Raw genomic sequence first — 21,539 nt, 5'->3', positions numbered from 1 at the left:
AGACCATCGAACATCGGCGCTTGCAGCACCGCAAGTTCGCCGCCTAACATCAACCCCCTGACGAGGTCCGCACTCCGCTAATCTACGCCGCGAGTTGTGCCGAATGTTCTGACGACGGACAAGCGACATCCGATCCCCCGATTCATTGTCTATAGTTAACATTATCGTAATCGGATCAGTTGGCAACATGTACCAACAAGAAAAACCGCCAGTAGAGCATTGACGAACTGCCCCAAACCGGGTCAGCCTACAGGAGGTGCGGTTTCCTCTTCTTTCCCGTCGTTGCATCCGGCCAAGTAAATCGGAGTTGTGGGTCGAAGACCCGGGACGCGCGAAAGAACCAGATCCGGTGCCGCGGATTGCGCGTGGGTAGATGACGCGGCGCTCGGACGGCGCTATCGGCGCTTTCCATGAAACACGCGCTCCCCGTCACCCGTGAGGCCGACTTCGCGGCCTGGTACCAGTCCGTCATCACCGAGGCCGATCTCGCCGAGGAATCCGGCGTCCGCGGCTGCATGGTCATCCGGCCCTGGGGTTACGGTATCTGGGAACGCATCCAGCGGCTGCTCGACGACCAGATCAAGGCGACGGGCCACGAGAACTGCTACTTCCCGCTGTTCATCCCGCTGAGCTACTTCGAGAAGGAAGCCGAGCACGTCGAGGGCTTCGCCAAGGAGATGGCAGTCGTCACCCACCACCGCCTGGTGGCGGACGGCAAGGGCGGGCTGGTGCCGGACCCGGAAGCGAAGCTCGAAGAGCCGCTGGTCGTGCGGCCGACGTCGGAGACGGTGATCGGCACCGCCTTCTCGCGATGGGTGCAGTCCTGGCGCGACCTGCCGGTGCTCATCAACCAGTGGGCGAACGTCGTGCGCTGGGAAATGCGCACCCGCATGTTCCTGCGCACCAGCGAGTTCCTGTGGCAGGAGGGGCATACCGCCCACGCCACGGCGGACGAAGCACGCGAGGAGACGCTCAAGATCCTGGAGCTCTATCGTCGCTTTTCCGAGGACTGCCTTGCCGTCCATGTGATCGCGGGCGAGAAGCCGGAGAACGAGCGCTTCCCCGGCGCGGTCGCCACCTACAGCATCGAGGCGATGATGCAGGACGGCAAGGCGCTGCAGGCCGGCACCTCGCACTTCCTGGGCACCAACTTCGCCAAGGCGCAGAACATCCGCTTCCAGAACGCAAGCGGCGAGCTGGAGCTGGCGAACACCACCAGCTGGGGCGTGTCGACGCGCATGATCGGCGGCGTCATCATGGTGCACGGCGACGACGACGGCCTGCGCGTGCCGCCCAAGATCGCGCCGTGGCAGGTTGTGATCGTGCCGATGCTGCGCGACAAGCCGGAGGACGAGGAGGTCGTCGCCTATTGCCGCGAGCTCCAGGCGGCGCTTGCCGGCCAGAGTGCGCTCGGCGAGCCGGTGCGCGCGCTGCTCGACCTGAAGCCCGTCAAGGCCGCGAACAAGCGCTGGGGCTGGGTGAAGAAGGGCGCGCCGATCATCGTCGAGGTCGGCCCGCGCGATGCGGCGGGTGGCAACGTCTCGGTGCTGCGCCGCGACCGGCTGTACCGCGAGGACGGCAAGCTCGACAGCGCGATCCTGCCGCGCGACGGCTTCGTCGGCGACGTCGGCGCAACGCTGGAGGCGATCCAGACCGCCCTGCACGACCAGTCGATCGAGAAGCTGCGTTCCCGCATCACGCCGGTGGACGACTGGGCCGGCGTCGAAGCGCATTTTGCGGAAGGCGTCGTGAACCCGGGCTGGGTGGACGTGCGCTGGGTGCGCCCCACCGGCGCCGAGCTCGATCAGGTGGTCGAACGGCTAAAGGCGCTGAAGCTCACCATCCGCAACGCCCCCACGGCGCAGACCGGCCATGACGAAGGTCCGTGCGTCTTCACGGGGCGTCCTTCGGTCGAGCGTATCCTGATCGGCCGCGCCTATTGAGCGATCAAAGGTGAGGAGGACGTCCCCTCACCCAAGGCGTGTTCAGGCCTGCGCGGGAGCACGACAGGGTAGCGGCCACACGGAGCGGGAGCCTCCCGCTCCATGCCCTCAGCGATGGTCGTCCGAGGTGTGACCGGTGTCGCGGCGGCGCCACAGGAACAGAAAGGCCGCCGCGACGACCAGAACGATGAACACGACGATCATTTGACTGGTGGGCATCTACGCACCTCTTCTGAAGCCCCCGCTTCGCGAGCAGGCTAGGTGCCCAGGAGTTAACGGGCGGTAAGTTCAGCGACGGTCACGCAGTCCATTGGCCTCGCGGCCCCGGACGCCTATCTTTGCCCGACATGGCAAAGAAACAAATCGCCCCCGGCCTTCCGACGCGCGAGCAGATCCTCGATTTCATCACCACGTCGGACACGCCGGCCGGCAAGCGCGAGATCGCGCGCGCCTTCGGCCTTTCGGCCCAGCAGAAGATCACGCTAAAGGCGCTTCTGAAGGACATGGCCGACGAGGGGCTGATCGACAGCGCCCCCGGTCGTGCCTTCCACAAGATGGGCGGGCTTCCGAAGGTCACGGTGCTGCGCGTGGCCGATGTCGACGACGGCGGCAGCGTCTGGGCCGTGCCCGAGCGCTGGGAGGCGGAGACGCCCCCGCCGCGGCTGCGCATCCGGGAGAAGGGCAAGCGGTCGGCGCTCGGCGTCGGCGACCGCGTGCTCGCGCGTACCGAGGAGGCGGGCTCCGGCTGGATCGCGCATCCGATGAAGACGCTCGCGCGCGGCGAGGAACTGATGCTGGGTGTCCTTCACGAAGAGGGCGGCAAGCTGTGGCTCCAGGGCGTGGAAAAGAAAGAGCGCCGCGACTTCATGGTCTCGGATGCCGGGGGCGCAAGTCCGGGCGACCTGGTTCTCGCCGAAAAGGCGGGGCGTCCGCCGCGGATCACCGCGCGCGTGACCCAGCGGCTGGGCGATCCTTTCGAGGCGCGCAGCTTCTCGCTGATCGCGATCCACAAGCACTCGATCCCCGACGTGTTCGGTGCCGAGGTGATCGAGGAGGCGGAGCGCATCGCCGAGGCGCCGCTGGGCGATGACCGGGAGGACCTGCGCGACCTGCCGATCGTCGCGATCGACCCCGCCGACGCGCGCGACCATGACGATGCCGTCTGGGCCGCGTCCGATGACGATCCGTCGAATCCGGACGGCTGGAAGGCGATCGTCGCGATCGCCGACGTGAGCTTCTACGTGCGCCCGGGCGGTGCCCTCGACCGCGAGGCGCGCAAGCGCGGTAACAGCGTCTATTTCCCTGATCGCGTCGTGCCGATGCTGCCGGAGACGCTGTCGGCCGACGTGTGTTCGTTGAAGGAGGGCGTGGATCGCGCCGCGCTCGCCTGCCACCTGCAGATCGCAAAGGACGGCAAGCTCAAGGGCTGGCGCTTTACCCGGGCGGTGATCCGCGTCGCGGCGAACATCGCCTATGAGGACGCTCAGGCTGCCATCGACGGCACCGGTGACAAGGTGGCACCGGAGCTGGTCGACACCGCGCTGCGCCCGCTCTGGGACTGCTGGCGCGCGCTCTACAAGGCGCGCGAAGCCCGCGAGCCGCTCGACCTCGACCTGCCCGAGCGGCGGATCGTGCTCGACGAGAAGGGGCGCATCCTGTCGGTCGCCCCGCGCGAACGGCTCGACGCGCACAAGCTGATCGAGGACTATATGATCGCGGCCAACGTCGCCGCCGCCAAGGCGCTGGAGGCGAAGAAGGCGCCGGTCATGTACCGCATTCACGAGCCGCCGAGCCGCGAGAAGCTGGTCGCGCTCAAGGACTATCTTGAGACGTTCGACATCCCTTTCGCGCTGGGGCAGGTGGTGAAGCCCGCCACCTTCAACCGCATCCTCGACAAGGTCGGGGAGGCGGCATTCCGTCCCCAGGTGATGGAGCAGGTGCTGCGCTCGCAGACCCAGGCTTATTACGGGCCGGCGAACCACGGCCACTTCGGCCTGTCGCTTGGCAGCTACGCGCACTTCACTTCGCCGATCCGCCGTTATGCCGACCTGGTGGTGCACCGCGGCCTGGTCACCTCCTATGGCCTTGGTCCCGGAGGCGTCGCTGAGGACATGGCGACGATGGAGCGCACTGGCGAAGTCATCAGCGCGCTGGAACGCCGCGCGATGGAGGCGGAGCGCGAAACGGTGGATCGCTACGTCGCCGCCTATCTGTCCGAGCATGTCGGCAGCGTCATGGACGCGCGCATCACCGGCGTGCAGAGCTTCGGCTTCTTCGCGACGGTGGACGGCATCGGCGGCGACGGGCTGGTGCCGGCCCGCGACCTCGGCCGCGAGTATTTCCGCTACGACGAGAAGGGCCAGCGGCTGGTCGGCGACCACAGCGGTGAGGAATTCACCCTCGGCCAGCGCCTGCCGCTCCGCCTGGTGGAGGCGAACCCGGTGTCCGGCGCGCTGCGCTTCGAGCTGGTCGACGGCAAGGGGTCGGCCGGCGGCTCGGACGACAACCGCCAGGGCGATCGAGAGCCGGGTCGTCGGCCGCCCAGGGTGCTGAAGCGCCGCGGACGCCCGGGCAACATCCGCCACCAGGGACGCAAGCGCTAGCCTCTTGCCCGCGACTCCGCTTCCCGCCACACCCGGTGGCGGGGACATGGGGGATAATGATGAAGCGGATGCTGGTAGCCGTGGCCGTACTGGTGGCGCCGACGGCCGCCGCCGAGGAGCCTGCGCGCGCACCCGATGCAGTGCGACAGCTGGAGGGCTGCTGGACGGGCAGGGGCGAGGTGATGGGCAAGCCGGTTACCATCGCCGTCGAGGCTCGCCCGGTAGCGCTCGGCGCGATAATGGCGCTCGATGCGAGCAGCGTCGCGGTCGCCGATCCTTCGGACCGCTATGCCGCGCATCTGGTGTTCGGCGGCGGCAAAGGGGCTGGCGAGGTGATCGGCTTCTGGTCCGACAGCTTCGGCGGCAGCATGACGGCGACCGGCACGGGCTCAGTCCAGCCCGCCGGCTTCGACATCAGCTACCCCTATCCCGACGCGGAATTCGTCAACCGGTGGCGCCCGGCCGGCGAGCAGCTCGGATGGACCATCATCGCGCGCGACGCGAAGGGCGGCGAGCAGCCGTTCGCGAGCTACGACATGCACCGTGTTCCTTGTGGGAAGGGCCTGACCGCCCGATAACAGCGCGCGACACATATCGCGTACAGCGACGTCATACTGCCGCCGTGATTGCCCCGGAACTTGCGTTCGTCACGGCGAGGGGAACCGAGGTGCTTCCAACGTTGCTTCTGCTTCAGGCGACAGCGACACCTGCGTCCGGCCCGCCTGACCTGCGCGTCGCAACCCGCGGCCTGGACTGTCCAGATCCTGCTGCAGAGGGTGAGGTGGTCGTCTGCGCTAATCGTGGCGGGGAGAATCCTGACCGCTTCACCGAGAGTCCCGTCGACCGCGCAGATTCTCAGCGCCGCTTTCGTCTCGGCTCTGCCACCGTAACGCCACAGGTGGAGACGGACCGCTTCGGACTAGCGACGCCAACCGTTCGCGTGACTACCCCGTTCTAGGCTTCGGACACAGGGACAGCGTACGGTCTATTGGCCGAAGCGTCGGCCCCAGATTCGCAGTTCAGGCGCCGATCAGCCCGTCCCCGTGTCCGCATCACAACAACCTCGTCCCGTCGCGGCGTAAGGAAGAGGCAAGGAACTATTCGCGGGCACAAACCTGACCAAGGTTCGCGCCCTTCAGACGGCCTGGTTGAACTGCAAGGCCGCAAGGCGCGCATAGAGGCCGCCGCGGGCGATCAGCTCGCCATGGGTGCCGCTCTCGACGATCCGGCCCTCGTCCATCACGATGATGCGGCCGGCCGCCCGCACGGTGGCGAGGCGGTGGGCGATCACCAGCGTGGTGCGGCCGGTCATCAGATGCTCCAGCGCGTCCTGCACCAGACGTTCGCTCTCGGCATCGAGCGCGGAAGTGGCCTCGTCGAGCAGCAGGATCGGGCTGTCGCGCAGCAGGGCGCGGGCGATCGCGATCCGCTGGCGCTGGCCACCCGACAGGCGCGCACCGCCTTCGCCCAGGAAGGTGTCGAGCCCTTCCGGCAGCGCGCGGAGGAACTCGCTCGCATTGGCGGCATCCGCCGCTGCCCAGATCGCCTCGTCGCTCGCGTCCCAGCGGCCGTAGCGCAGATTGTCGCGCGCCGAGGCACCGAAGATCACCGTCTCCTGCGGCACCATGGCGATGCGCGCCCGCACTTCGGCCGGATCGGCATCGCGCACGTTCACCCCGTCGACCGACACCGTGCCGCTCGCCGGATCGTAGAAGCGCTGGAGTAGCTGGAACAGCGTCGACTTGCCGGCACCGGACGGGCCCACCACCGCCACCGTCTCCCCGGGCGCGACCTCGAGCGAGAAGTCGGTGAGTGCCGCCACGTCCGGGCGGGTGGGGTAGCGGAACGCGACGTTCGCGAAGGCCAGGGCGCCCTGTGGCGGCTGCGGCAGCGCCACCGGATCGGCCGGGGCACGGATCTCGGGCTCCTGGCCGAGCAACTCGGCGAGGCGGCCGGCGGCGCCCGAGGCACGCAGCAGGTCGCCATAGACCTCCGTCAGCGCGCCGAACGAGCCAGTCACCAGCGCGGCGGTGATGACGAAGGCGGTGAGCGCGCCCCCGGTCGTGCGCCCGGAGGCGACGTCGCTGACCGCGTCCCACAGGATCAGCGTGATCGCGCCGAACAACAGCCCAATTACCATCGCCGTCATGATCGCGCGGGTGCCGAAACGGCGGCGTGCCACGCCGAAGCCCGCCTCCACTGCCGACTGGAAGCGCTCCGCCTCGCGCTTCTCCTGCCCGAACGCCTGCACGATCTTCATCGCGCCCAGCGTCTCGGATGCGATCGCGCCGATGTCGGCGATCCGGTCCTGGCTGGAGCGCGACAGCTTGCGCACCCGCGAGCCCATCCAGATGATCGGCGTCACGACCAGCGGGATGCCGATGATGAGATAGGCGGCCAACTTGGGTGCCAGCGCGAACAGGTAGATCACGCCGCCGATTCCGATCAGCAGGTTGCGCAGCGCGGTCGAGACGGTGGTGCCGACGATCTGCTCGACGATGGCGGTGTCGGCGGTCAGGCGCGACGCGATCTCGGACGGGCGGTTCTCCTCGAACCAGCGCGGCGGCATGCGCAGCAGGTTGCGATGGACCGCCGCGCGCATGTCGGCGACGGTCCGCTCGCCCAGCCACGACACGAAGTAGAAGCGGCCCGCAGTCGCGAACGCCAGCGCAACCACGACGAACAGCAGCCCTTCGAAATAGCCGCCGATCTGCGACGGATCGGCCCCCGCGGCAAAACCGTTGTCGACCACCTTCTGGAAGGTGCGCGGGATCCACAGCGTCGCCATCGCCGCGATCAGCAGCGACACCAGCGCCGCGGCAAGCTGCAGCTTGTAGCGGATGGTGAAGCTCCACACGAGCTTGAGGGCGGGCAACATGCGCGTGGTCGGTTCGGCCGATGCGGCGCGCTGCGAGGAACGGAGTGCCATGCCGCCCGACTAGCGCGAACCGCCGCCGGGCGAAACCTCTGCGCGACGGCGTGCGTTCTGGTAGACAAGCGCCCGATGATTGCCGCCGCCTCGAAGTGGCTTATATCGGGGAACAAAGTGCCGTCCTGCGCGGGCGCGCTGGCGAAGGACGGTTTCTTGATGTTGTACGACGCTTACGAATTCCAACGATCGATGCTGGCTGGTGCCAGCGCCATGGCGAACTTCGGCGCGGGCCTGCTCCAGAACCCGGCGAACCCGTTCTCCTATTTCGGCGGCGGGCCGGTGCTTGCGTCTGCTTTGGAAGTCTTCGCGCATGCGGCTGCCCCGCGCGGCAAGCCGGCGTTCGGCATCACCCAGACGGTGGTCGACGGCCGCGAAGTCGCGGTCCGTGAAGAGATCGTCCTGCGCAAGCCCTTCGGCCAGCTCAAGCATTTTGTGCGGGAGGGCGTGATCGGCGGGCCCAAGCTGCTGATCGTGGCGCCGATGTCGGGCCATTACGCGACGTTGCTGCGCGACACGGTGCGGCGGATGCTGGTCTCGGCCGACGTCTACATCACCGACTGGCGCGATGCGAAGCTGGTGCCGCTGTCGGACGGCCGCTTCGACCTCGACGACTATATCGACTACCTGACCGATTTCCTGGCCGCGATCGGAGCCGAGGGGGATCCCCGCGCGCATGTGCTGGCGGTATGCCAGCCGTCGGTTCCCGCCTATGCCGCGACCGCGGCGATGAACCGCGATCGCCACCCGAACCGCCCCTATACGCTCAGCATGATGGGCGGCCCGATCGACACGCGCGAAGCGCCGACCGCGGTCAACACGCTCGCGACCGAGCGTCCGCACGCCTGGTTCGAACAGAACGTCATCGCGACCGTGCCGATGACCTATCCGGGCGCCGGCCGCCGGGTGTACCCGGGCTTTCTGCAGCTTGCCGGCTTCATGAGCATGAACCTCGGCAACCACATGATTTCCCACTGGGAGATGTTCAAGCATCTGGTCGAGGGCGACGGCGACAGCGCGTCCGCGACCAAGGATTTCTACGACGAGTATCGCTCGGTCTGTGACATGACCGCGGAGTTCTACCTCCAGACGATCGAGCTGGTGTTCCAGACCCACGCGCTGCCCAACGGCACGATGACGCATCGTGGCCGCCCGGTGGACCCGGCATCGATCACCGACACCGCGCTGTTGGCGATCGAGGGGGAACGCGACGACATCTCCGGTCTGGGGCAGACGCGGGCGGCGCTCACGCTCGCAAAGGCGCTTCCCGAGGAGATGAAGCAGTATCATCTGGCCGAGGGTGTCGGCCATTACGGCATTTTCCACGGCTCGAAGTGGCGCAACCGCATCGCGCCGGTGCTGGAGGGCTGGATCGCGCAGCACGGCGGCTGAAGCCGCCGCGAGCTTTCAGTCCCAGGCAGTTCTGGCCCAGTGCCACGCCGTCCAGGCGAGCACCGCCCACAGCATCACCACCATCGCCAGCCCGGCCCATGAGACCGGGCGGCGAGAGGCCGCCTCTGCCGCGGCGCGGTGTTCGACCAGCAGCGACGCCGGCACCATCCGCGCGATCAGCCAGAGACCCGCAGGGATCAGCAGCGCGTCGTCGATCAGCCCCAGCACCGGCACGAAGTCCGGCACCAGGTCGATTGGCGACAGCGCATAGGCCGCGATCACCAGCCCCAGCAGCCGTGCGGGCAGGGGCGTGCGGGGGTCGCGCACCGCCAGCCACACGGCGTGCGCTTCCACCCGCACGCGGTGGGCGAGCGAGGGCCCGACGAAACGCCGGGCGCGCAAGCTAGAGCGTAACCCGGGTGTGGCTTCCGGCTTCCTCGTCATAGATGGTGTTGCCCGTCAGCATCTTGAGCTTGCCGGTGATGCTGTGATCGGTTTCCCAGATCTCGGCATCGGCCAGGTCGAAGCGCAGCATCAGTAGGTTCGGATCCTGGCGGCCGCCTTCGTACCAGGCCTCGACCTGCTTGTTCCAATAGCGATCGATCACGGCCGGGTCGCTCTCGGTCGTCAACGTACCGCGCAGCGACGCATAGAGGTCGTGGTTCTTGGACACGAACTGGACGGTCGCGGGGCCGCCCGCGGCTGCGCGATTGTCCTTCTTGGTGTAGAACCAGAACTCGCTGTCGGCGTCCTCGTCCAGCACCGCGTACATCGGCTCGAAGTGCTCGCGGTCGGTGGTGGTGCCCAGCATCACATAGGGGCTGGCAGCCATCGCCTTCCACATCTGCTCGCGGATTTCCTTCGGGCTCTTGTCCGGCATCATTGTCCTCCTTGAATGGCTCAGGGAGGACAACGAGCGGGGGCGCGGCGGTTTCCACGCCGTTCCGCATCACGCCGGGTTATGCTTGGCCAGGAAACTCTCCAGCGCCTTCAGGAACTCCAGCCGGTCCTGCTCGCGGGAGAAATGATGGTCGGCGAGCGGCTGCTCGATATAGTCCACAGGCTTGCCCGCGCGCTTCAGCCGCTGAACCAGGGTCCGCGACTGCCGCACCGGCACCACCCGGTCCTTGACCCCGTGTACCACCAGCAGCGGCGTGCCGAACCCCGCCGGATTGTTAATCGGCGATACCGCCGCCAGGTCCGGCGCCTGCCGCTTCAGCCAATCGCGCCGTGCGCCCGAATAGAGGAAGCGGCTGTCGTAGCGGCGCATCGCATTGAGATCGGAGACGCCGGCGAAGGAAACGGCACAGCGATAGAGCGTCGGATCGCGCTCGGCGGCGCGTAAGGCCGCGTAGCCGCCATAGGAGGCGCCCACCATGCACACCCGCTTCGGATCGGCGATTCCCTGCTTGGCGAGCGCGGACACCGCATCGTTCAGGTCGTCCTGCATCGCCAGGCCCCATTGGCCTTCGCCCTTTTCGGTGAACGGCGTGCCGTAGCCGGACGAGCCGCGGTAGTTGGGCTGGATCACCGCATAGCCGCGATCGGCGAGGAACTGCGTCCACCAGTCCCATTCCTCGGTGTCGCGTGCGAAGGGGCCGCCATGGGGCAGTACGATGAGCGGCAGGTCGCGGTCCGTGCCCTTGGGCGTCGTGAGCACCGCCGCGATCTCGAGGCCGTCGCGCGCCTTGTAGCGGATCGTGCGAACCGGATGCAGCCGCTTCATCCCGATCTTCGGATTGGTAAAGCCCAGGTCGGTGAGTGTGTCCGTCGCCTTGTCATAGAGGAAATAGGCGCCCGGGGAGTCGGACCCGCTCGCCAGCAGGATCACGCGCGACTGGTCGCGGCTGAAAGAGACCAGCCGGACCTGCGCGCCGCGGATCCGGTCTCCCAGCTGCTTGGCCAGCTTGGCGATCTCCGGATCCATCCAGTGCTGCTGCGGCCGGTCTGTGCGGATGCCGACGCCCAGCACTCTCGAGTCGCCGCTGTCGGAGATCACACCACCCAGGTCGAAGCCCTCGGTCGCCATCAGCTGCTTGCCGCGGGTCATCGTCTCCAGGTCCAGCTCGTAGAGCGCGCTGAACCCCTTTTCGTCGTCGGCGATCGTCACCGCCTTGCCGGTGTCGCCCAGGAACAGCGCCGGGACCGTCAGGGAGCCGTCGTCGTCGCGGTCGACCGTCCGGAAGCGCCCCCGGTCACCCGCGCGGTACAGCAGCCGCCGGCGGCGCCCGTCATCCGATTGGCCGATGCCCATGCGCACCGCGCCCTTGCCGTCAGCGTACCAGGCCATCACGCCGGGCTGGCCCTCCATGACGCGGGTGCGCTTGCCCGTGGCGAGGTCGAACAGGTCGACCCGCGGCCAAAAGCCGGGATCGTTGCTGTAGATGGACGTCTGGTAGCCCAGCAGCACCCGAGCCGTACCGTCGTTGGCAGCCCAGAGGATGTCGTCGCCGTTCTGCGCCGCGCTGTCCTTCGCCAGGACCTGCACCTTCTGGCCATCGGCGCCCACCGCCACCGCGCGGGTGACGTACCAGTCCTCGTCTCCCACCGGACTGGTCCGACCGATGCCGATCACCAGCCAGTCGTCATTGACCCAGCGCCACCAGTTCAGGTCTGCCTCGCCCAGGCCCGCGTACCGCGGGGGCGCGCCGTCGACGGGGATGATGGCGAGGTACAGCGTGCCGTTGAGCGCCACGCGCGCGGCATAGGTCTTGCCGTTCGGCGAGAGCTCGGGCGATTGCAGCATCGGCAGGGCGGCGAAATCCTCGATCGGCCTCGGCGCGCGCTTGGCGGCGACCTTCGTCTCAGCCTGCGTCGCCGAGCCGGCCAGCGGTAGCGGCTGTCCTCCCGCCGCCAGCGCCGCGCTCGCGAGTGCCAGCAGGCCCGCACCGGTCGCGGCTCGACCGGCTGCCCAACGTCCCTTGATCATCATTCCCCCCCTCAGCCGGCGCCCCCGCGCCGGACCCGCCATGCTGGCCAAGCACTCCGCACAAGGCAACCCCCGCGCGCGCACGTCGCCACCGGAAGGGATGAAGAATGACGAAGGCCGCATGATGTGCCGTGCGGCCGGGAGGATCAGGCGGCCTTGCGCTCCGTCGCCTCCGCCAGGATCTCCTCTTCGACTTCCGCCTCGAGGAAAGCGATCAGGCCGCGTTCGAAGCGGCTCAGATAGCGTTTCGCCCGCGGCAGCCGCAGCGTTTCCCGAAACTCGGTCTGGCCGTGTTTCACCAACTCGATTAGACGCGGGTGGACATAGGATTTGCGGGCGATCGCCGGCGTGTTGCCGAGCGCCTCCACCACCGGTTCGAGCATCGTCTTGAGGCTGATGTCGTGCGGTGCCGTCGCCAGTGCCTCGAACGCCAGGACGCTCGCGCCCCAGGTGCGGAAATGCTTGGCGGTGTAGTCGGCGCCCATCGCCTCGCGGATGTAGCAGTTGACGTCGGTGGAGGTGACGGGATGCGTCTCCCCCGCGGCGTCCACCCAGCGGAACAGGTGCTGCCCCGGCAGGTCCTGGCACCGCTTCACGAAGCGGATCAGCGAGCCGTCGGTGACGGTCAGCGTGCGCATCTTGCCCGACTTGGCACGGTATTGCAGCTTCAGCCGATCGCCTTTCAGCGTCGCGTGCCGCTTGCGCAGGGTGGTCGCCCCGAAGCTCTTGTTCTCCTTCGCATAGCCCTCGTTGCCGACGCGTACGCGGCCCAGGTCGAGCAGCCGGACGACCGCCGCGACCGCGCGATCCTTGTCCAACGTGCGGTGGCGAAGGTCCGCTTCGACCTTGGCGCGAAGCTTGGGCAGCAAATGGCCGAACTGGGCGCAGCGGTCGTACTTTTCCGCCTCGCGCGCTTCGCGAAAGGCGGTGTGGTAGCGATACTGCTTGCGGCCCCGCTCGTCCCAGCCGATCGCCTGGATGTGGCCGAACGGGTCGGGCGAGAACCAGGCGTCGCGATAGGCGGGGGGCAGGCCGATCGCGTTCAGCCGGTCGATCTCGTCACGATCGGTGATGCGGGTTCCGTCCGTCCCGAAATACCCCCATCCGTGACGCATCTTGCGGCGGGTGATGCCCGGCTGCGCGTGGTCGATGAACTGGATTTCCCCGCCTGTCATTGGATCCTCTCGATTGTCGCTCCCAATGCGCCGCTCGTCGCTTCGTTCCGGAACCGCGGGGAGTGCGGCTTGTTCGACCTTCGCGTTCCCAACAGGATAGGAGAATTCCAATGGCAGACCTTGGCGATGCGCGCGTGCTGATCCTGGCGGCCGACGGGTTCGAGGAATCCGAGCTGTTCGAGCCGCGGCAGGCACTGCTCGACGCGGGTGCGACCGTCACCCTGGCCTCGATCAAGACCGATGCCATCCAGGGGATGGTGCACGACACCGAGAAGGGAAAGACGATCACGCCCGAACTCAAGCTGGAGGACGTGGACGTCGACGATTACGACGCGCTGCTCCTGCCGGGCGGCGTCGCCAATCCGGACAAGATGCGGATGCAGGACCGCGCCGTCGAGATCGTCGGCGAGTTCATGGACGAGGGCAAGATTGTGGCTGCGATCTGCCACGCGCCCTGGCTGCTGGTGGAGGCGGACGTGGTCGACGGCCGCCGCGTCACCAGCTGACCTTCGGTCCGCACCGACCTGGAAAACGCCGGCGCCGACGTGGTCGATGAACAGGTGGTCGTCGACGAAAACCTCATCACCAGCCGCAAGCCCGACGACATTCCCGCGTTCAACCGCGCTCTGATCGAGGCGCTGGAGAACGACCTCGGCGAAGAGGAGGACGACGACGTGGACGCGGAGGCAGGCTCCGGCGACGATTGAGCGTTGCGGGCGGCCGGCTCGCCCGGCCGCCCGTTTCTGCTATGACGGTGCTGGCGGCGCGGGGCCGCTCCAGCTCGAGGATCGCCCATGCGCCTGTCCGCCGTCATCACCGCTGTCCTGCCCCTCTTGGTCGGGGCCGCCAGCGGCCCGCTCGCGGCCCAGTCCAGCGGCCCGTTCACGGTTGCGGAGACTGGCCGCAGCTACGCGCGCCTCCAGGATGCGATGGGCGCGATCGGCGCCGGCACGGGCACCATCCGGATCGCGCCGGGCACCTATCGCCAATGCGCGGTGCAGGAACAGGGGCGGATCGCCTATGTTGCCGCCGAACTCGGCAGGAGCGTGTTCGAGCGGGTCACGTGCGAGGACAAGGCGGCCCTGGTGCTGCGCGGCGCAGGCGCACGGGTCGACGGGCTGGTCTTCACCCATCTCCAGGTGGCCGACGGCAACGGCGCGGGCATCCGCATCGAGAAGGGCGACCTCGCCGTGGCGAACACCCGCTTCATCGACAACCAGTCCGGCATCCTGTCCGCAAGCGACCCGACCGCCACGATCACCGTGGATCGCTCGACCTTCGCTGGCTTGGGCAAGGACCCGACCGGCAATGGTGCGCACGGCATCTATGTGGGCGGATATGGCGCGCTGACGGTCACGCGTTCCCGGTTCGAACGCGGCACCGGCGGACATTATCTCAAGAGCCGGGCCCCGCGCGTGACGATCGTCGACAACAGCTTCGATGACAGCGCGGGACAGGGGACCAACTACATGATCGACCTGTCCAACGGCGCGACCGGGCGCATCGCGGGCAATAGCTTCGAGGTGGGTCCGAACAAGGACAACTATTCGACCATGATCACCGTCGCGCCCGAAGGGGCGGAGAACCCCTCGACGGGGCTGGTGATCGAGAACAACCGCGCCTGGCTCACGCCCGCGTTCCGCTGGAAGACCACCTTCGTGGGAAATTGGTCCGGTGACCGCGTGACGCTGCGCAACAACCAGCTTGCGGAGCGGATCGCGCCCTACGCCGATCGCTAGCGATCACGTCGCCAGCCGCGACCCCAGCCAGCCGGCAAGATACTCCAGGCACGCGATCCGCCGCCACAGGCCGGAGTCGGTGATCCGCTCCATGTCGAAGTAGCGCCGCATTGCCGGGAACGCGGGGTCGATCACCCGGTGCATATAGTCGGGCGACAGCAGCCCGCCATGCTCGTCGCCCATGGGTCGCAGCCGGCGCTGGACCGCATAGCTGTGCTGGCGCACCCAAGCCGGCCGGATGCGCGAGGACCATTCGTCGAACCGGTGGCGCAGGCTCGGCGGCCCGGCGAAGTCATGGCCGTAGGCGGAAGCGTAGCCGGCGAGCACCGGGTCGATCGCCGCCAGCAGCCGCGCCTCGAACGCACCCGCGTGCTTCGCGGCCATGGGCAGCGTCAGCGCGGCCGACACCAGCTGATGGTCCAGGAACGGCATCAGATAGGCGCCGTGCTGCGCCTCCAGGCTGATCTCACGGCCGAACAGCGCCCGGCAGCGCACGCGCGGATAGGTCTGCTCGGCATGGGTGCGCGACATGCTGGTCCGCGCGTCCGGCAGGTCCAGGGTATCGGCGATCTTGTCCGCGATGCGGTCCAGGAACGCCCGCCCTTCGAACCCCGGTGTCGCGTCTCCGGGCGTGAAGCGGGCGAAGAAACTGCGGGCGATGGTGTTCGCGGTCAGCTTCCGATCGGGCAGCAGGAAGAAGTCGCGATAGACCTCCCCACATCCGCCCGAGGCGGCGAGGCCGCCGTTCGCGTGCCGACGCAGCTGGGCTGCGGCATGGCCGCCGTTGTCGAAGATGTTGCCATAGGTCGGCAGCCCGTCGAACTGGTGGAAGTTCGCCTCCACCTGCGCCGGGAACCCCTCAGGTGTCATCGGCGCGGCCGACTTGTCGATCCAGTCGACTGCGAACCCCTCCGCCCGGCCGATTGCCTGCGCGATCCGAACGTCCGCGCTACCCTCCGGCCCATAGACATAGACCGATGGCGTGCTGCCGGCCGCGCGCAGTCCCGCGAACAGCAGCCGTGAATCGATCCCGCCGGAAAGCGGGCAGTGAATGCGGTCGCCGTACGCATCCACATAGGGTGTCACGGTCGCGCGCAGTCGTTCCGCATGCTCGGCGACGCGATCGGGAAGGGGCGTCCGGCTTGGCGCGTCGGGCAGCGGCTTCGCGGTCGCGTGGCGGGTCACCCCGTCGCGGGTGAGCTCCAGCACCCATTTCGGACCCAGCGTCTTCAATTCGGCAAACACCGTGTCGTCGCCGATCGGCACCACGTTGAACGCCTGTTCGTACACCCCCTGCGCATCGAAGCGGACGCTCGGCAGCGCCTGCAAGGCGGCGAGCAGCGAGGTCGAGAAGATGCGCTGGTCCGGGTCGTGGAACAGCTGGAACGCCGCGAAATAGTCGCCGAATAGGAAGGCGCGGCCGTTCTTGCGTACCAGCGCCACGAACTCGCCGCCGATGCGTGACCAGTCCAGCGCCGGCAGCTCCGTCTCGCGCAGCAACGCGGCAAGTGCCGGCGCGCCGAGACGACCGTCGAACACCAGCGTCCCCGCCACCGCTACCAGGTCGTCGCCCGCGACCAGCAAGCCTCCGGCACCGCCGCTCGGCGGCTCGAAATGCAGCAGGGACCAGCCGGGAAAGCTGTGCCTTGTCGGGGCGGCCAGCCCGGCCCGTGCCCCCTGCGCCTGCGCCGCCGCGAACGCCTGCTCGCAGGAGGGGCCGCTGTCCGTACGAGCGAGAAACAGTCCCCCCATCGCTTCCCTATCCCTCCGCCGGCTGGAGTGGCGCCGCGCCGGGCCTCGGTCGCGCCTGCCGTATCGGACGCCACTGGCTCTCCGCACGCTTGCGCGCGAGATAGCCGTCGAGCCCCATCTGCGCGCCCAGCAGCATGAAGACGAAGGGATTGAAGGCGATCGCCACGAACGCTGCGCCCAGCAGGTAGATGAGGTGCGCGTGCTGCAGCGCCGTCGCGAGCGGGGAGGCCCAGGCAAGCTCCGGCGGCGCCTGCGAATAGCGGCGGCGCAGCAGCTCCATCCGGAACAGCCCGCCCAGGTGGATCGCCAGCCACAGTGCCAGCCCGAAATAGCCCTGCTCGCCCAGCATCTCGAAATAGGCGCTGTGGTAGGCGCGCGCCTGGTCGACCTCGAGCGCGCGCTCCACCGTCGCGTTGTTGCGGTCGCCAACCGTGGCGACCGTGTCGTAGCGGATGCGGTTCTGGCGATAGGCGTCGAACCCGCCGCCCATCGGGTGATCCCGCACATAGTCGAGCGTCCACTGCCAAACCGCCAGCCGGGTCGAGGCGGACGTGTCGGCCTGATAGCTGCGGATCGTCTCCATGCGCTCCGTGAAGGTGGAGGGAAGCAGCGGCACTGCCACCAGCGCTGCCGCCCCCAGCATCGACAGGTAGAGCACCCGCCGCTTCACTTCGCGCAGCATCAGCACCGCGAGCAGCCCAACGCACAGCAGGCCCGTCCGTGCCGAGGTGCCGACCGGGATCAGCAGGCATGCGAAGCTCAGCGCATAGCAATAGGTCCGCACCCGCCAGTCCGGCGGAAAGATCGTCCCATGCCGCGTGAACCACAGGATGATCGGAATGGTCGCAATCGCAACGGTGGAAATGGTGCTGCTCTCGTACAGACCCGAATTGTTGGAGACCATGAGGTTCAGCTCGCCATAGCCGCCGCCGGTCACCAGCGTCTTGATGGCGCCCACCACGATGATCGAGGCTGCCGACAGGAGCATGAACAGCAGCAACGCCTCGATCCTCAGGCGCGTGCGCAGGGTCAGCGGCAGGAAGATGGCGAACGCCATCGCCTTCCATACCCAATCCCACTTGTACCGCGCCTCCATCGGGAAGTCGGCGTGCGCCGTCGTGTACCAGCACCAGCCGATCAGCATCATCAGCAGCACCTGCCGAGGAGCGATCCGCAGCCCGCGCTTGTCATCGGCAAGCAGCCATCCGCCGACCGCAAAGGCGGCGGCGATCGCGGAGATCGGCACCGAATTCAGCAGCAGATAGGTCAGCCGCTGCGGCGAGACGATGTCGATATAGGCATAGGCCAGCACGAACAGGAACGGCCGGCGGAAGCCAAAGGCGAACAGCGCTGCCAGGAAGCCGACAAAGGCAAGATCACGCACCGAAGCGGTTCCTGCGCCGCGGCTTGGCCCGTTCGGTATCGGCGTTTGTTTCCCGGTCCAGGTCCGGCCGCCGCAGCAGCAGCCACGCCGCCAGCAGCATCAACCCGTGCGAGAGACCAAGCGAGAAATTGTCGATCATCGTCCCGCTTTCTTACCTCTCGCCGCCCAGCGACTGCACAAGCACGGTTGACGCAGCGTTAAATGCTTTAGAGGCAGGACACCAGCCATGCGGATCCTGCACGTCCTTGATCATAGTCTGCCGCTGCACAGCGGCTATACCTTTCGCACGCGCGCGATCCTGAAGGCGCAGATCGCGCGCGGCTGGACCGTGGCCGGGGTGACGGGGGGGCGGCAGGGCAGCCACGCCGCCCAAGAGGAGGACGTCGACGGGCTGCACTTCTTCCGCACCGATCCGTCCAAACCCGCCCGTGCGCCCCTGGGCGAACTGCGCGAGGTGGCGGCACTCGCCCGCCGCGTCGAGCAGGCGGTCGAGCGGTTCAAGCCCGACGTGCTGCACGCCCATTCGCCGGTGCTCGACGGCCTGGCCGCGCTGCTCGTGGCCCGCCGCCGCAAGCTGCCGCTCGTCTATGAGATCCGCGCCTTCTGGGAAGACGCCGCGGTCGGCAACGGTACCGGGCGGGAGGGATCGTTCCGCTACCGGGCGATCCGCCGCCTCGAAACCTGGCTCGTCCGCCGGGCGAACGCGGTCGCGGTGATCTGCGAGGGGCTTCAGCGCGACCTCGTCACGCGCGGCATCGATCCCGCCCGCATCTTCGTGTCCCCCAACGGCGTGGACATGACGCTGTTCGGCGACCCGCCGCCGCCGGACGCGGCGCTCGCCCGCGAACTGGGGTTGGAGGGGGAGACGATCGGCTTCATCGGCAGCTTCTACGACTATGAAGGGCTGGACGATCTGATCGCGGCGATGCCGGCGCTGGTGGCCAGGCGCCCGCGATTGAAGCTGCTGCTGGTGGGCGGCGGCCCGATGGAGGCTGCCCTGCGCGCCCAGGCCGCGGCGTCGCCGGCGTCGGACGCGATCCGCTTCGTCGGGCGGGTCCCACACGAGGCGGTGGAGCGCTACTATGGCCTGGTCGACGTGCTGGTCTATCCGCGCAAGCACATGCGGCTGACCGACCTCGTCACGCCGCTCAAGCCGCTGGAAGCGATGGCGCAGCGCCGGCTGGTGGCGGCTTCCGATGTCGGCGGCCACCGCGAGTTGATCCGGGACGGCGATACCGGCACGCTGTTCCCGGCCGACGATCCGCAGGCGCTTGCCGAACGGGTGGCCGCGCTGTTTGAAGACCGGGGAGAGTGGGACGCGATGCGCACCCGCGCCCGCGCTTTCGTCGAGCGCGAGCGTAACTGGTCGTCAAATGTTTCGCGCTACGAACCCGTATACCACGCGCTTGTCAGAGGCTTCGCAACGGACGCACCATGGACGCCACAGTCGCTCCCCGACGCTTGAGCCTGCCCGCCGCCACCGCTGCCGCCGTTCTCGGCGGGGGCGTCGTCGCGCTGATCGTGCTGCTGCTGCCCACCGCGTTCCTGGAGCGGCAGGTCGGGGCAAGCGGGCTGCCGGACGTTCTCGCCGCCGCTGCGCCGCCGCTGGGAGTGACGGCGCGGCTCGCGCTGATGCTGTTCCTGGGCGGCGTCGCTGCGGGACTGATGTGGGGGCTGGGCCGGATCGCATTCGGCAAGCTGCCCCTGGTGATGAGGCTGCCGACGATCCGCCATCCAAGACGCGCCGCGCCGCGGGAGATCGCGGCCATTCCGGTCCTGCGCCGCGGCGATGCGCATCCGGACGCCCCGGCCCGCGCGCCCGTGCTCGCGATGCGCGACCTGGGCACGCCCTTTCTGGAGGTGACGGCGGCGAGCACGGTCGCGGCGCTTCCGGCCGAGCCCATCGAGCAGGCGCTGCCGGAAGACCTCGACCTCCCACTCGCTGCCTTCGACCCGGACGCCATCCCGGTGCCGGTCGAGCCGCCCCGGCCGCTGTTCCACATCGATGCGGCATCTGGCGAGGGTGCCGATGCGGTGCTGCTGACCCGCCAGATCCGCGCCGGTTTCGCCGCCCCGCCCGAGCCCGAACCGGAGCCCCCGGTCGAGGAAAGCTCGACCCGCGCATTGCTGGTCCGGCTCGAGCGCGGGCTGGCGCGGCGCGAACGCGGGGAGGGCGCGCCCCAGCTCGCGCGCGGCAGTGCCGGGGACGAGACGCTGCAGGCGACGCTCGCCTCCCTGCGACGCTGGGCCACCAGCGCCTGAGGATCAGCGTTCCTCCACCGTCAGCACTTCGATTTCGGCGCAAAGCCGCTCGCCATCCACCTTGCTCGACAGCATTTCTAGGTCGGCCACCAGGTGCCCACGCAGCGGCAGCTCCGCCTCCGGCAACGCCTGGAGCCACGCCTCTAGTTCCGCTGTCGCCCTCCCAGCCAGCCGGAACCGGTGGCGCGCGCCGTTGAAGGTGGCGCTCGCCCAGGGCGTGCTTTCGATGCCCTCGATCGTGATCCCGTGGCCGCCTGCCTGGCCGGCCAGCAGCAGCCGGCGTTCCAGCAAGGTCGTCACGTCCGGCCCGCGGCTCATGCGCGGCCCTCCTGCTCGGCGATATACGTCTCGATCCGCGCCACCGTGTCGGGCCGCGGTTCGCGTCCGTTGCGCAGGTCGCCGACCAGTCGCGGGTCGTGCACCGCGTTCCGCCCGAACAGCGTAGGCGGCATGCCGCTCGCGTGCAAGAACCGGTCGATCTTCTGCAGAATTGTCACCTGACAATCTCCTGATTCGCATCTTTCTGTTCCGGTTCTGTTCTCGCAAATCCAACTTGTCTAGGAAGATTCCTACGGCTACCAAGAGGCGTGGAACCGGAGCAGCAACGCGCGGTGCTCGCCGCGCTGGCGGCAGAGCGGGGCGAGAGCCTGGCCGCGCTGTCGCGACTGCTCGGACGCAACGCCGCCTATCTTCAGCAATATCTGGAGCGCGGCAGCCCGCGCATGTTGCGCGAGGAGGACCGCGAGAAGCTGGCCCGCTACTTCGGCGTTCCGGAAGCGCGGCTGGGAGGTCCGGTGGTGCCGCACACAGTCGCGATCCCGCGCCTGGACCTTGCGGCCTCCGCGGGACCTGGCGCCCTGGTGGAACTGGAATCCGCCGCACCCTTGCGCCTCGATAGCGAGTTCGTCCGCCGGCTCGGCACGCGGCCGGAGGCGCTGTCGATGATCGCCGTGCGCGGCGACTCGATGGCGCCGACGCTGGAGGACGGCGACTCAATTTTGGTCGACACCGGCTCGCGAGACGGCGGGGAGGGCGTCCAGGTCGTCCGCCACGAAGGCGTCCTGCTGGTGAAGCGCCTGCGCAAAACTACGGACTGCACCGCTCTCGTCAGCGACAATCCCGCCTACCCGCCGATCCTGGTGCGCCCCGGCGACCGCCTGGAGATCGTGGGCCGCGTCGTCTGGCTGGCCCGGCGCCTGCGCTGACCGTCAGCGGCGGTCGACCAGCCACACCGCCAGCGCGATTGCGACGCCCGCCGCCGCACCGACCAGAAAGCCGATCGTCGGCTGGTGGAAGCCGACAGCGCCGAGGATCGTGCCGCCGAGCACGCCGGTCGCGATGGCGAAGCCGCCGGCAGCGGTGTTGCGGGAGGGGCGCGGGTCCATGCCCTGCCTCTGCCATGTCGATGCCGCGCGCGCCAGCCATGCGACA

Annotated in this window: 19 protein-coding genes and 1 pseudogene; 9 read left to right on the top strand and 11 right to left on the bottom strand. The window is 68.4% G+C overall.

Annotated elements, in window-relative coordinates:
* Window positions 1-410: 410 nt before the first annotated feature.
* The 3 genes from proS (at window position 411) to MHZ35_RS12685 (ending at window position 5,124) form a co-directional block, all read left to right on the top strand.
* Complete coding sequence (gene proS / locus MHZ35_RS12695; RefSeq protein ID WP_239435989.1) at window positions 411-1,943, top strand: proline--tRNA ligase; 1,533 nt, start codon at window positions 411-413, stop codon at window positions 1,941-1,943.
* Window positions 1,944-2,290: 347 nt separating this feature from the next.
* Complete coding sequence (gene rnr / locus MHZ35_RS12690) at window positions 2,291-4,546, top strand: ribonuclease R (RefSeq protein ID WP_239435988.1); 2,256 nt, start codon at window positions 2,291-2,293, stop codon at window positions 4,544-4,546.
* A 56-nt stretch (window positions 4,547-4,602) separates the two neighbouring features.
* Window positions 4,603-5,124: a hypothetical protein gene (locus MHZ35_RS12685; RefSeq protein ID WP_239435987.1), complete on the top strand. Its 522-nt coding sequence runs from the start codon at window positions 4,603-4,605 to the stop codon at window positions 5,122-5,124.
* 557 nt (window positions 5,125-5,681) lie between these two features.
* Here the strand turns inward: MHZ35_RS12685 and MHZ35_RS12680 are convergent.
* Entirely contained in the window at window positions 5,682-7,424 is a 1,743-nt protein-coding gene (locus MHZ35_RS12680) for an ABC transporter transmembrane domain-containing protein (RefSeq protein ID WP_239435991.1), read from the bottom strand.
* A gap of 210 nt (window positions 7,425-7,634) precedes the next feature.
* Here MHZ35_RS12680 and MHZ35_RS12675 point away from each other — a divergent pair, with 210 nt between their 5' ends.
* Window positions 7,635-8,867 (top strand): polyhydroxyalkanoate depolymerase, encoded by a 1,233-nt coding sequence (locus tag MHZ35_RS12675; RefSeq protein ID WP_239435986.1) that lies wholly within the window; start codon window positions 7,635-7,637, stop codon window positions 8,865-8,867.
* A 15-nt stretch (window positions 8,868-8,882) separates the two neighbouring features.
* Here the strand turns inward: MHZ35_RS12675 and MHZ35_RS12670 are convergent, their stop codons facing one another.
* From MHZ35_RS12670 to MHZ35_RS12655, 4 genes are all read right to left on the bottom strand, one after another.
* The gene (locus MHZ35_RS12670) at window positions 8,883-9,269 is read right to left on the bottom strand and encodes a YkvA family protein (RefSeq protein WP_239435985.1); all 387 of its coding nucleotides are present in this window, start codon (window positions 9,267-9,269) and stop codon (window positions 8,883-8,885) included.
* Between the two features lies 1 nt (window position 9,270).
* Entirely contained in the window at window positions 9,271-9,747 is a 477-nt protein-coding gene (locus tag MHZ35_RS12665) for a pyridoxamine 5'-phosphate oxidase family protein (protein WP_125960543.1), read from the bottom strand.
* Between the two features lie 69 nt (window positions 9,748-9,816).
* Entirely contained in the window at window positions 9,817-11,796 is a 1,980-nt protein-coding gene (locus tag MHZ35_RS12660; protein WP_239435984.1) for an alpha/beta hydrolase family protein, read from the bottom strand.
* Window positions 11,797-11,942: 146 nt separating this feature from the next.
* Window positions 11,943-12,971, bottom strand: coding sequence for a DNA topoisomerase IB (locus MHZ35_RS12655; protein ID WP_132882773.1), 1,029 nt, complete (start codon window positions 12,969-12,971; stop codon window positions 11,943-11,945).
* Between the two features lie 110 nt (window positions 12,972-13,081).
* On the opposite strand from MHZ35_RS12655, the pseudogene MHZ35_RS12650 reads away from it, so the two are divergent.
* Both MHZ35_RS12650 and MHZ35_RS12645 read left to right on the top strand, forming a co-directional pair.
* A pseudogene (locus MHZ35_RS12650) lies at window positions 13,082-13,678 on the top strand (type 1 glutamine amidotransferase domain-containing protein).
* 87 nt (window positions 13,679-13,765) lie between these two features.
* On the top strand, window positions 13,766-14,710 hold the full coding sequence (locus tag MHZ35_RS12645) for a right-handed parallel beta-helix repeat-containing protein (RefSeq protein ID WP_239435983.1): 945 nt from the start codon (window positions 13,766-13,768) through the stop codon (window positions 14,708-14,710).
* A 3-nt stretch (window positions 14,711-14,713) separates the two neighbouring features.
* On the opposite strand, the gene MHZ35_RS12640 is transcribed toward MHZ35_RS12645, so the two are convergent.
* The 3 genes from MHZ35_RS12640 to MHZ35_RS12630 are packed head-to-tail and all read right to left on the bottom strand — an operon-like array spanning window position 14,714 to window position 17,985.
* The gene (locus tag MHZ35_RS12640) at window positions 14,714-16,462 is read right to left on the bottom strand and encodes a hypothetical protein (protein WP_239435982.1); all 1,749 of its coding nucleotides are present in this window, start codon (window positions 16,460-16,462) and stop codon (window positions 14,714-14,716) included.
* A gap of 7 nt (window positions 16,463-16,469) precedes the next feature.
* Window positions 16,470-17,846, bottom strand: a complete 1,377-nt coding sequence (locus MHZ35_RS12635) for a putative O-glycosylation ligase, exosortase A system-associated (protein WP_239435981.1) — start codon at window positions 17,844-17,846, stop codon at window positions 16,470-16,472.
* The gene (locus MHZ35_RS12630) at window positions 17,839-17,985 is read right to left on the bottom strand and encodes a hypothetical protein (protein WP_164521242.1); all 147 of its coding nucleotides are present in this window, start codon (window positions 17,983-17,985) and stop codon (window positions 17,839-17,841) included. Before MHZ35_RS12630 ends, MHZ35_RS12635 begins: the two co-directional genes overlap by 8 nt.
* Before the next feature lie 87 nt (window positions 17,986-18,072).
* Here MHZ35_RS12630 and MHZ35_RS12625 point away from each other — a divergent pair, with 87 nt between their 5' ends.
* On the top strand, window positions 18,073-19,311 hold the full coding sequence (locus MHZ35_RS12625; protein WP_239435980.1) for a TIGR04063 family PEP-CTERM/XrtA system glycosyltransferase: 1,239 nt from the start codon (window positions 18,073-18,075) through the stop codon (window positions 19,309-19,311).
* Window positions 19,281-20,108, top strand: coding sequence for a hypothetical protein (locus MHZ35_RS12620; protein WP_239435979.1), 828 nt, complete (start codon window positions 19,281-19,283; stop codon window positions 20,106-20,108). The genes MHZ35_RS12625 and MHZ35_RS12620 overlap by 31 nt, the downstream gene beginning before the upstream one ends.
* 3 nt (window positions 20,109-20,111) lie before the next feature.
* Here the strand turns inward: MHZ35_RS12620 and MHZ35_RS12615 are convergent, their stop codons facing one another.
* Together MHZ35_RS12615 and MHZ35_RS12610 are read right to left on the bottom strand one after the other, a co-directional pair.
* Window positions 20,112-20,426 (bottom strand): hypothetical protein, encoded by a 315-nt coding sequence (locus tag MHZ35_RS12615; RefSeq protein ID WP_239435978.1) that lies wholly within the window; start codon window positions 20,424-20,426, stop codon window positions 20,112-20,114.
* On the bottom strand, window positions 20,423-20,605 hold the full coding sequence (locus MHZ35_RS12610) for a hypothetical protein (RefSeq protein ID WP_125960534.1): 183 nt from the start codon (window positions 20,603-20,605) through the stop codon (window positions 20,423-20,425). The genes MHZ35_RS12615 and MHZ35_RS12610 overlap by 4 nt, the downstream gene beginning before the upstream one ends.
* Window positions 20,606-20,695: 90 nt before the next feature.
* Here MHZ35_RS12610 and MHZ35_RS12605 point away from each other — a divergent pair, with 90 nt between their 5' ends.
* The gene (locus tag MHZ35_RS12605; RefSeq protein WP_239435977.1) at window positions 20,696-21,313 is read left to right on the top strand and encodes a LexA family transcriptional regulator; all 618 of its coding nucleotides are present in this window, start codon (window positions 20,696-20,698) and stop codon (window positions 21,311-21,313) included.
* Window positions 21,314-21,316: 3 nt separating this feature from the next.
* Here MHZ35_RS12605 and MHZ35_RS12600 read toward each other — a convergent pair whose 3' ends face one another.
* Window positions 21,317-21,493, bottom strand: a complete 177-nt coding sequence (locus MHZ35_RS12600; protein ID WP_164521241.1) for a hypothetical protein — start codon at window positions 21,491-21,493, stop codon at window positions 21,317-21,319.
* Window positions 21,494-21,539 lie beyond the last annotated feature (46 nt).

Source organism: Sphingomonas sp. ACRSK (genome assembly GCF_022346685.1).
In the GTDB taxonomy this organism is placed as follows: domain Bacteria; phylum Pseudomonadota; class Alphaproteobacteria; order Sphingomonadales; family Sphingomonadaceae; genus Sphingomonas; species Sphingomonas molluscorum.
The sequence above is the reverse complement of the archived record's forward strand: the minus strand, read 5'-3'. Positions and strand labels throughout refer to the sequence as shown.

What these genes read in the sequence shown, in the direction of transcription:
- proS (WP_239435989.1), top strand. Translation starts at nt 411, where the DNA reads ATGAAACACGCGCTCCCCGTCACCCGTGAGGCCGACTTCGCGGCCTGG.
- rnr (WP_239435988.1), top strand. Translation starts at nt 2,291, where the DNA reads ATGGCAAAGAAACAAATCGCCCCCGGCCTTCCGACGCGCGAGCAGATC.
- MHZ35_RS12685 (WP_239435987.1), top strand. Translation starts at nt 4,603, where the DNA reads ATGATGAAGCGGATGCTGGTAGCCGTGGCCGTACTGGTGGCGCCGACG.
- MHZ35_RS12680 (WP_239435991.1), bottom strand. Translation starts at nt 7,424, where the DNA reads ATGTTGCCCGCCCTCAAGCTCGTGTGGAGCTTCACCATCCGCTACAAG.
- MHZ35_RS12675 (WP_239435986.1), top strand. Translation starts at nt 7,635, where the DNA reads ATGTTGTACGACGCTTACGAATTCCAACGATCGATGCTGGCTGGTGCC.
- MHZ35_RS12665 (WP_125960543.1), bottom strand. Translation starts at nt 9,747, where the DNA reads ATGCCGGACAAGAGCCCGAAGGAAATCCGCGAGCAGATGTGGAAGGCG.
- MHZ35_RS12660 (WP_239435984.1), bottom strand. Translation starts at nt 11,796, where the DNA reads ATGATCAAGGGACGTTGGGCAGCCGGTCGAGCCGCGACCGGTGCGGGC.
- MHZ35_RS12655 (WP_132882773.1), bottom strand. Translation starts at nt 12,971, where the DNA reads ATGACAGGCGGGGAAATCCAGTTCATCGACCACGCGCAGCCGGGCATC.
- MHZ35_RS12645 (WP_239435983.1), top strand. Translation starts at nt 13,766, where the DNA reads ATGCGCCTGTCCGCCGTCATCACCGCTGTCCTGCCCCTCTTGGTCGGG.
- MHZ35_RS12640 (WP_239435982.1), bottom strand. Translation starts at nt 16,462, where the DNA reads ATGGGGGGACTGTTTCTCGCTCGTACGGACAGCGGCCCCTCCTGCGAG.
- MHZ35_RS12630 (WP_164521242.1), bottom strand. Translation starts at nt 17,985, where the DNA reads ATGATCGACAATTTCTCGCTTGGTCTCTCGCACGGGTTGATGCTGCTG.
- MHZ35_RS12625 (WP_239435980.1), top strand. Translation starts at nt 18,073, where the DNA reads ATGCGGATCCTGCACGTCCTTGATCATAGTCTGCCGCTGCACAGCGGC.
- MHZ35_RS12620 (WP_239435979.1), top strand. Translation starts at nt 19,281, where the DNA reads ATGGACGCCACAGTCGCTCCCCGACGCTTGAGCCTGCCCGCCGCCACC.
- MHZ35_RS12615 (WP_239435978.1), bottom strand. Translation starts at nt 20,426, where the DNA reads ATGAGCCGCGGGCCGGACGTGACGACCTTGCTGGAACGCCGGCTGCTG.
- MHZ35_RS12600 (WP_164521241.1), bottom strand. Translation starts at nt 21,493, where the DNA reads ATGGACCCGCGCCCCTCCCGCAACACCGCTGCCGGCGGCTTCGCCATC.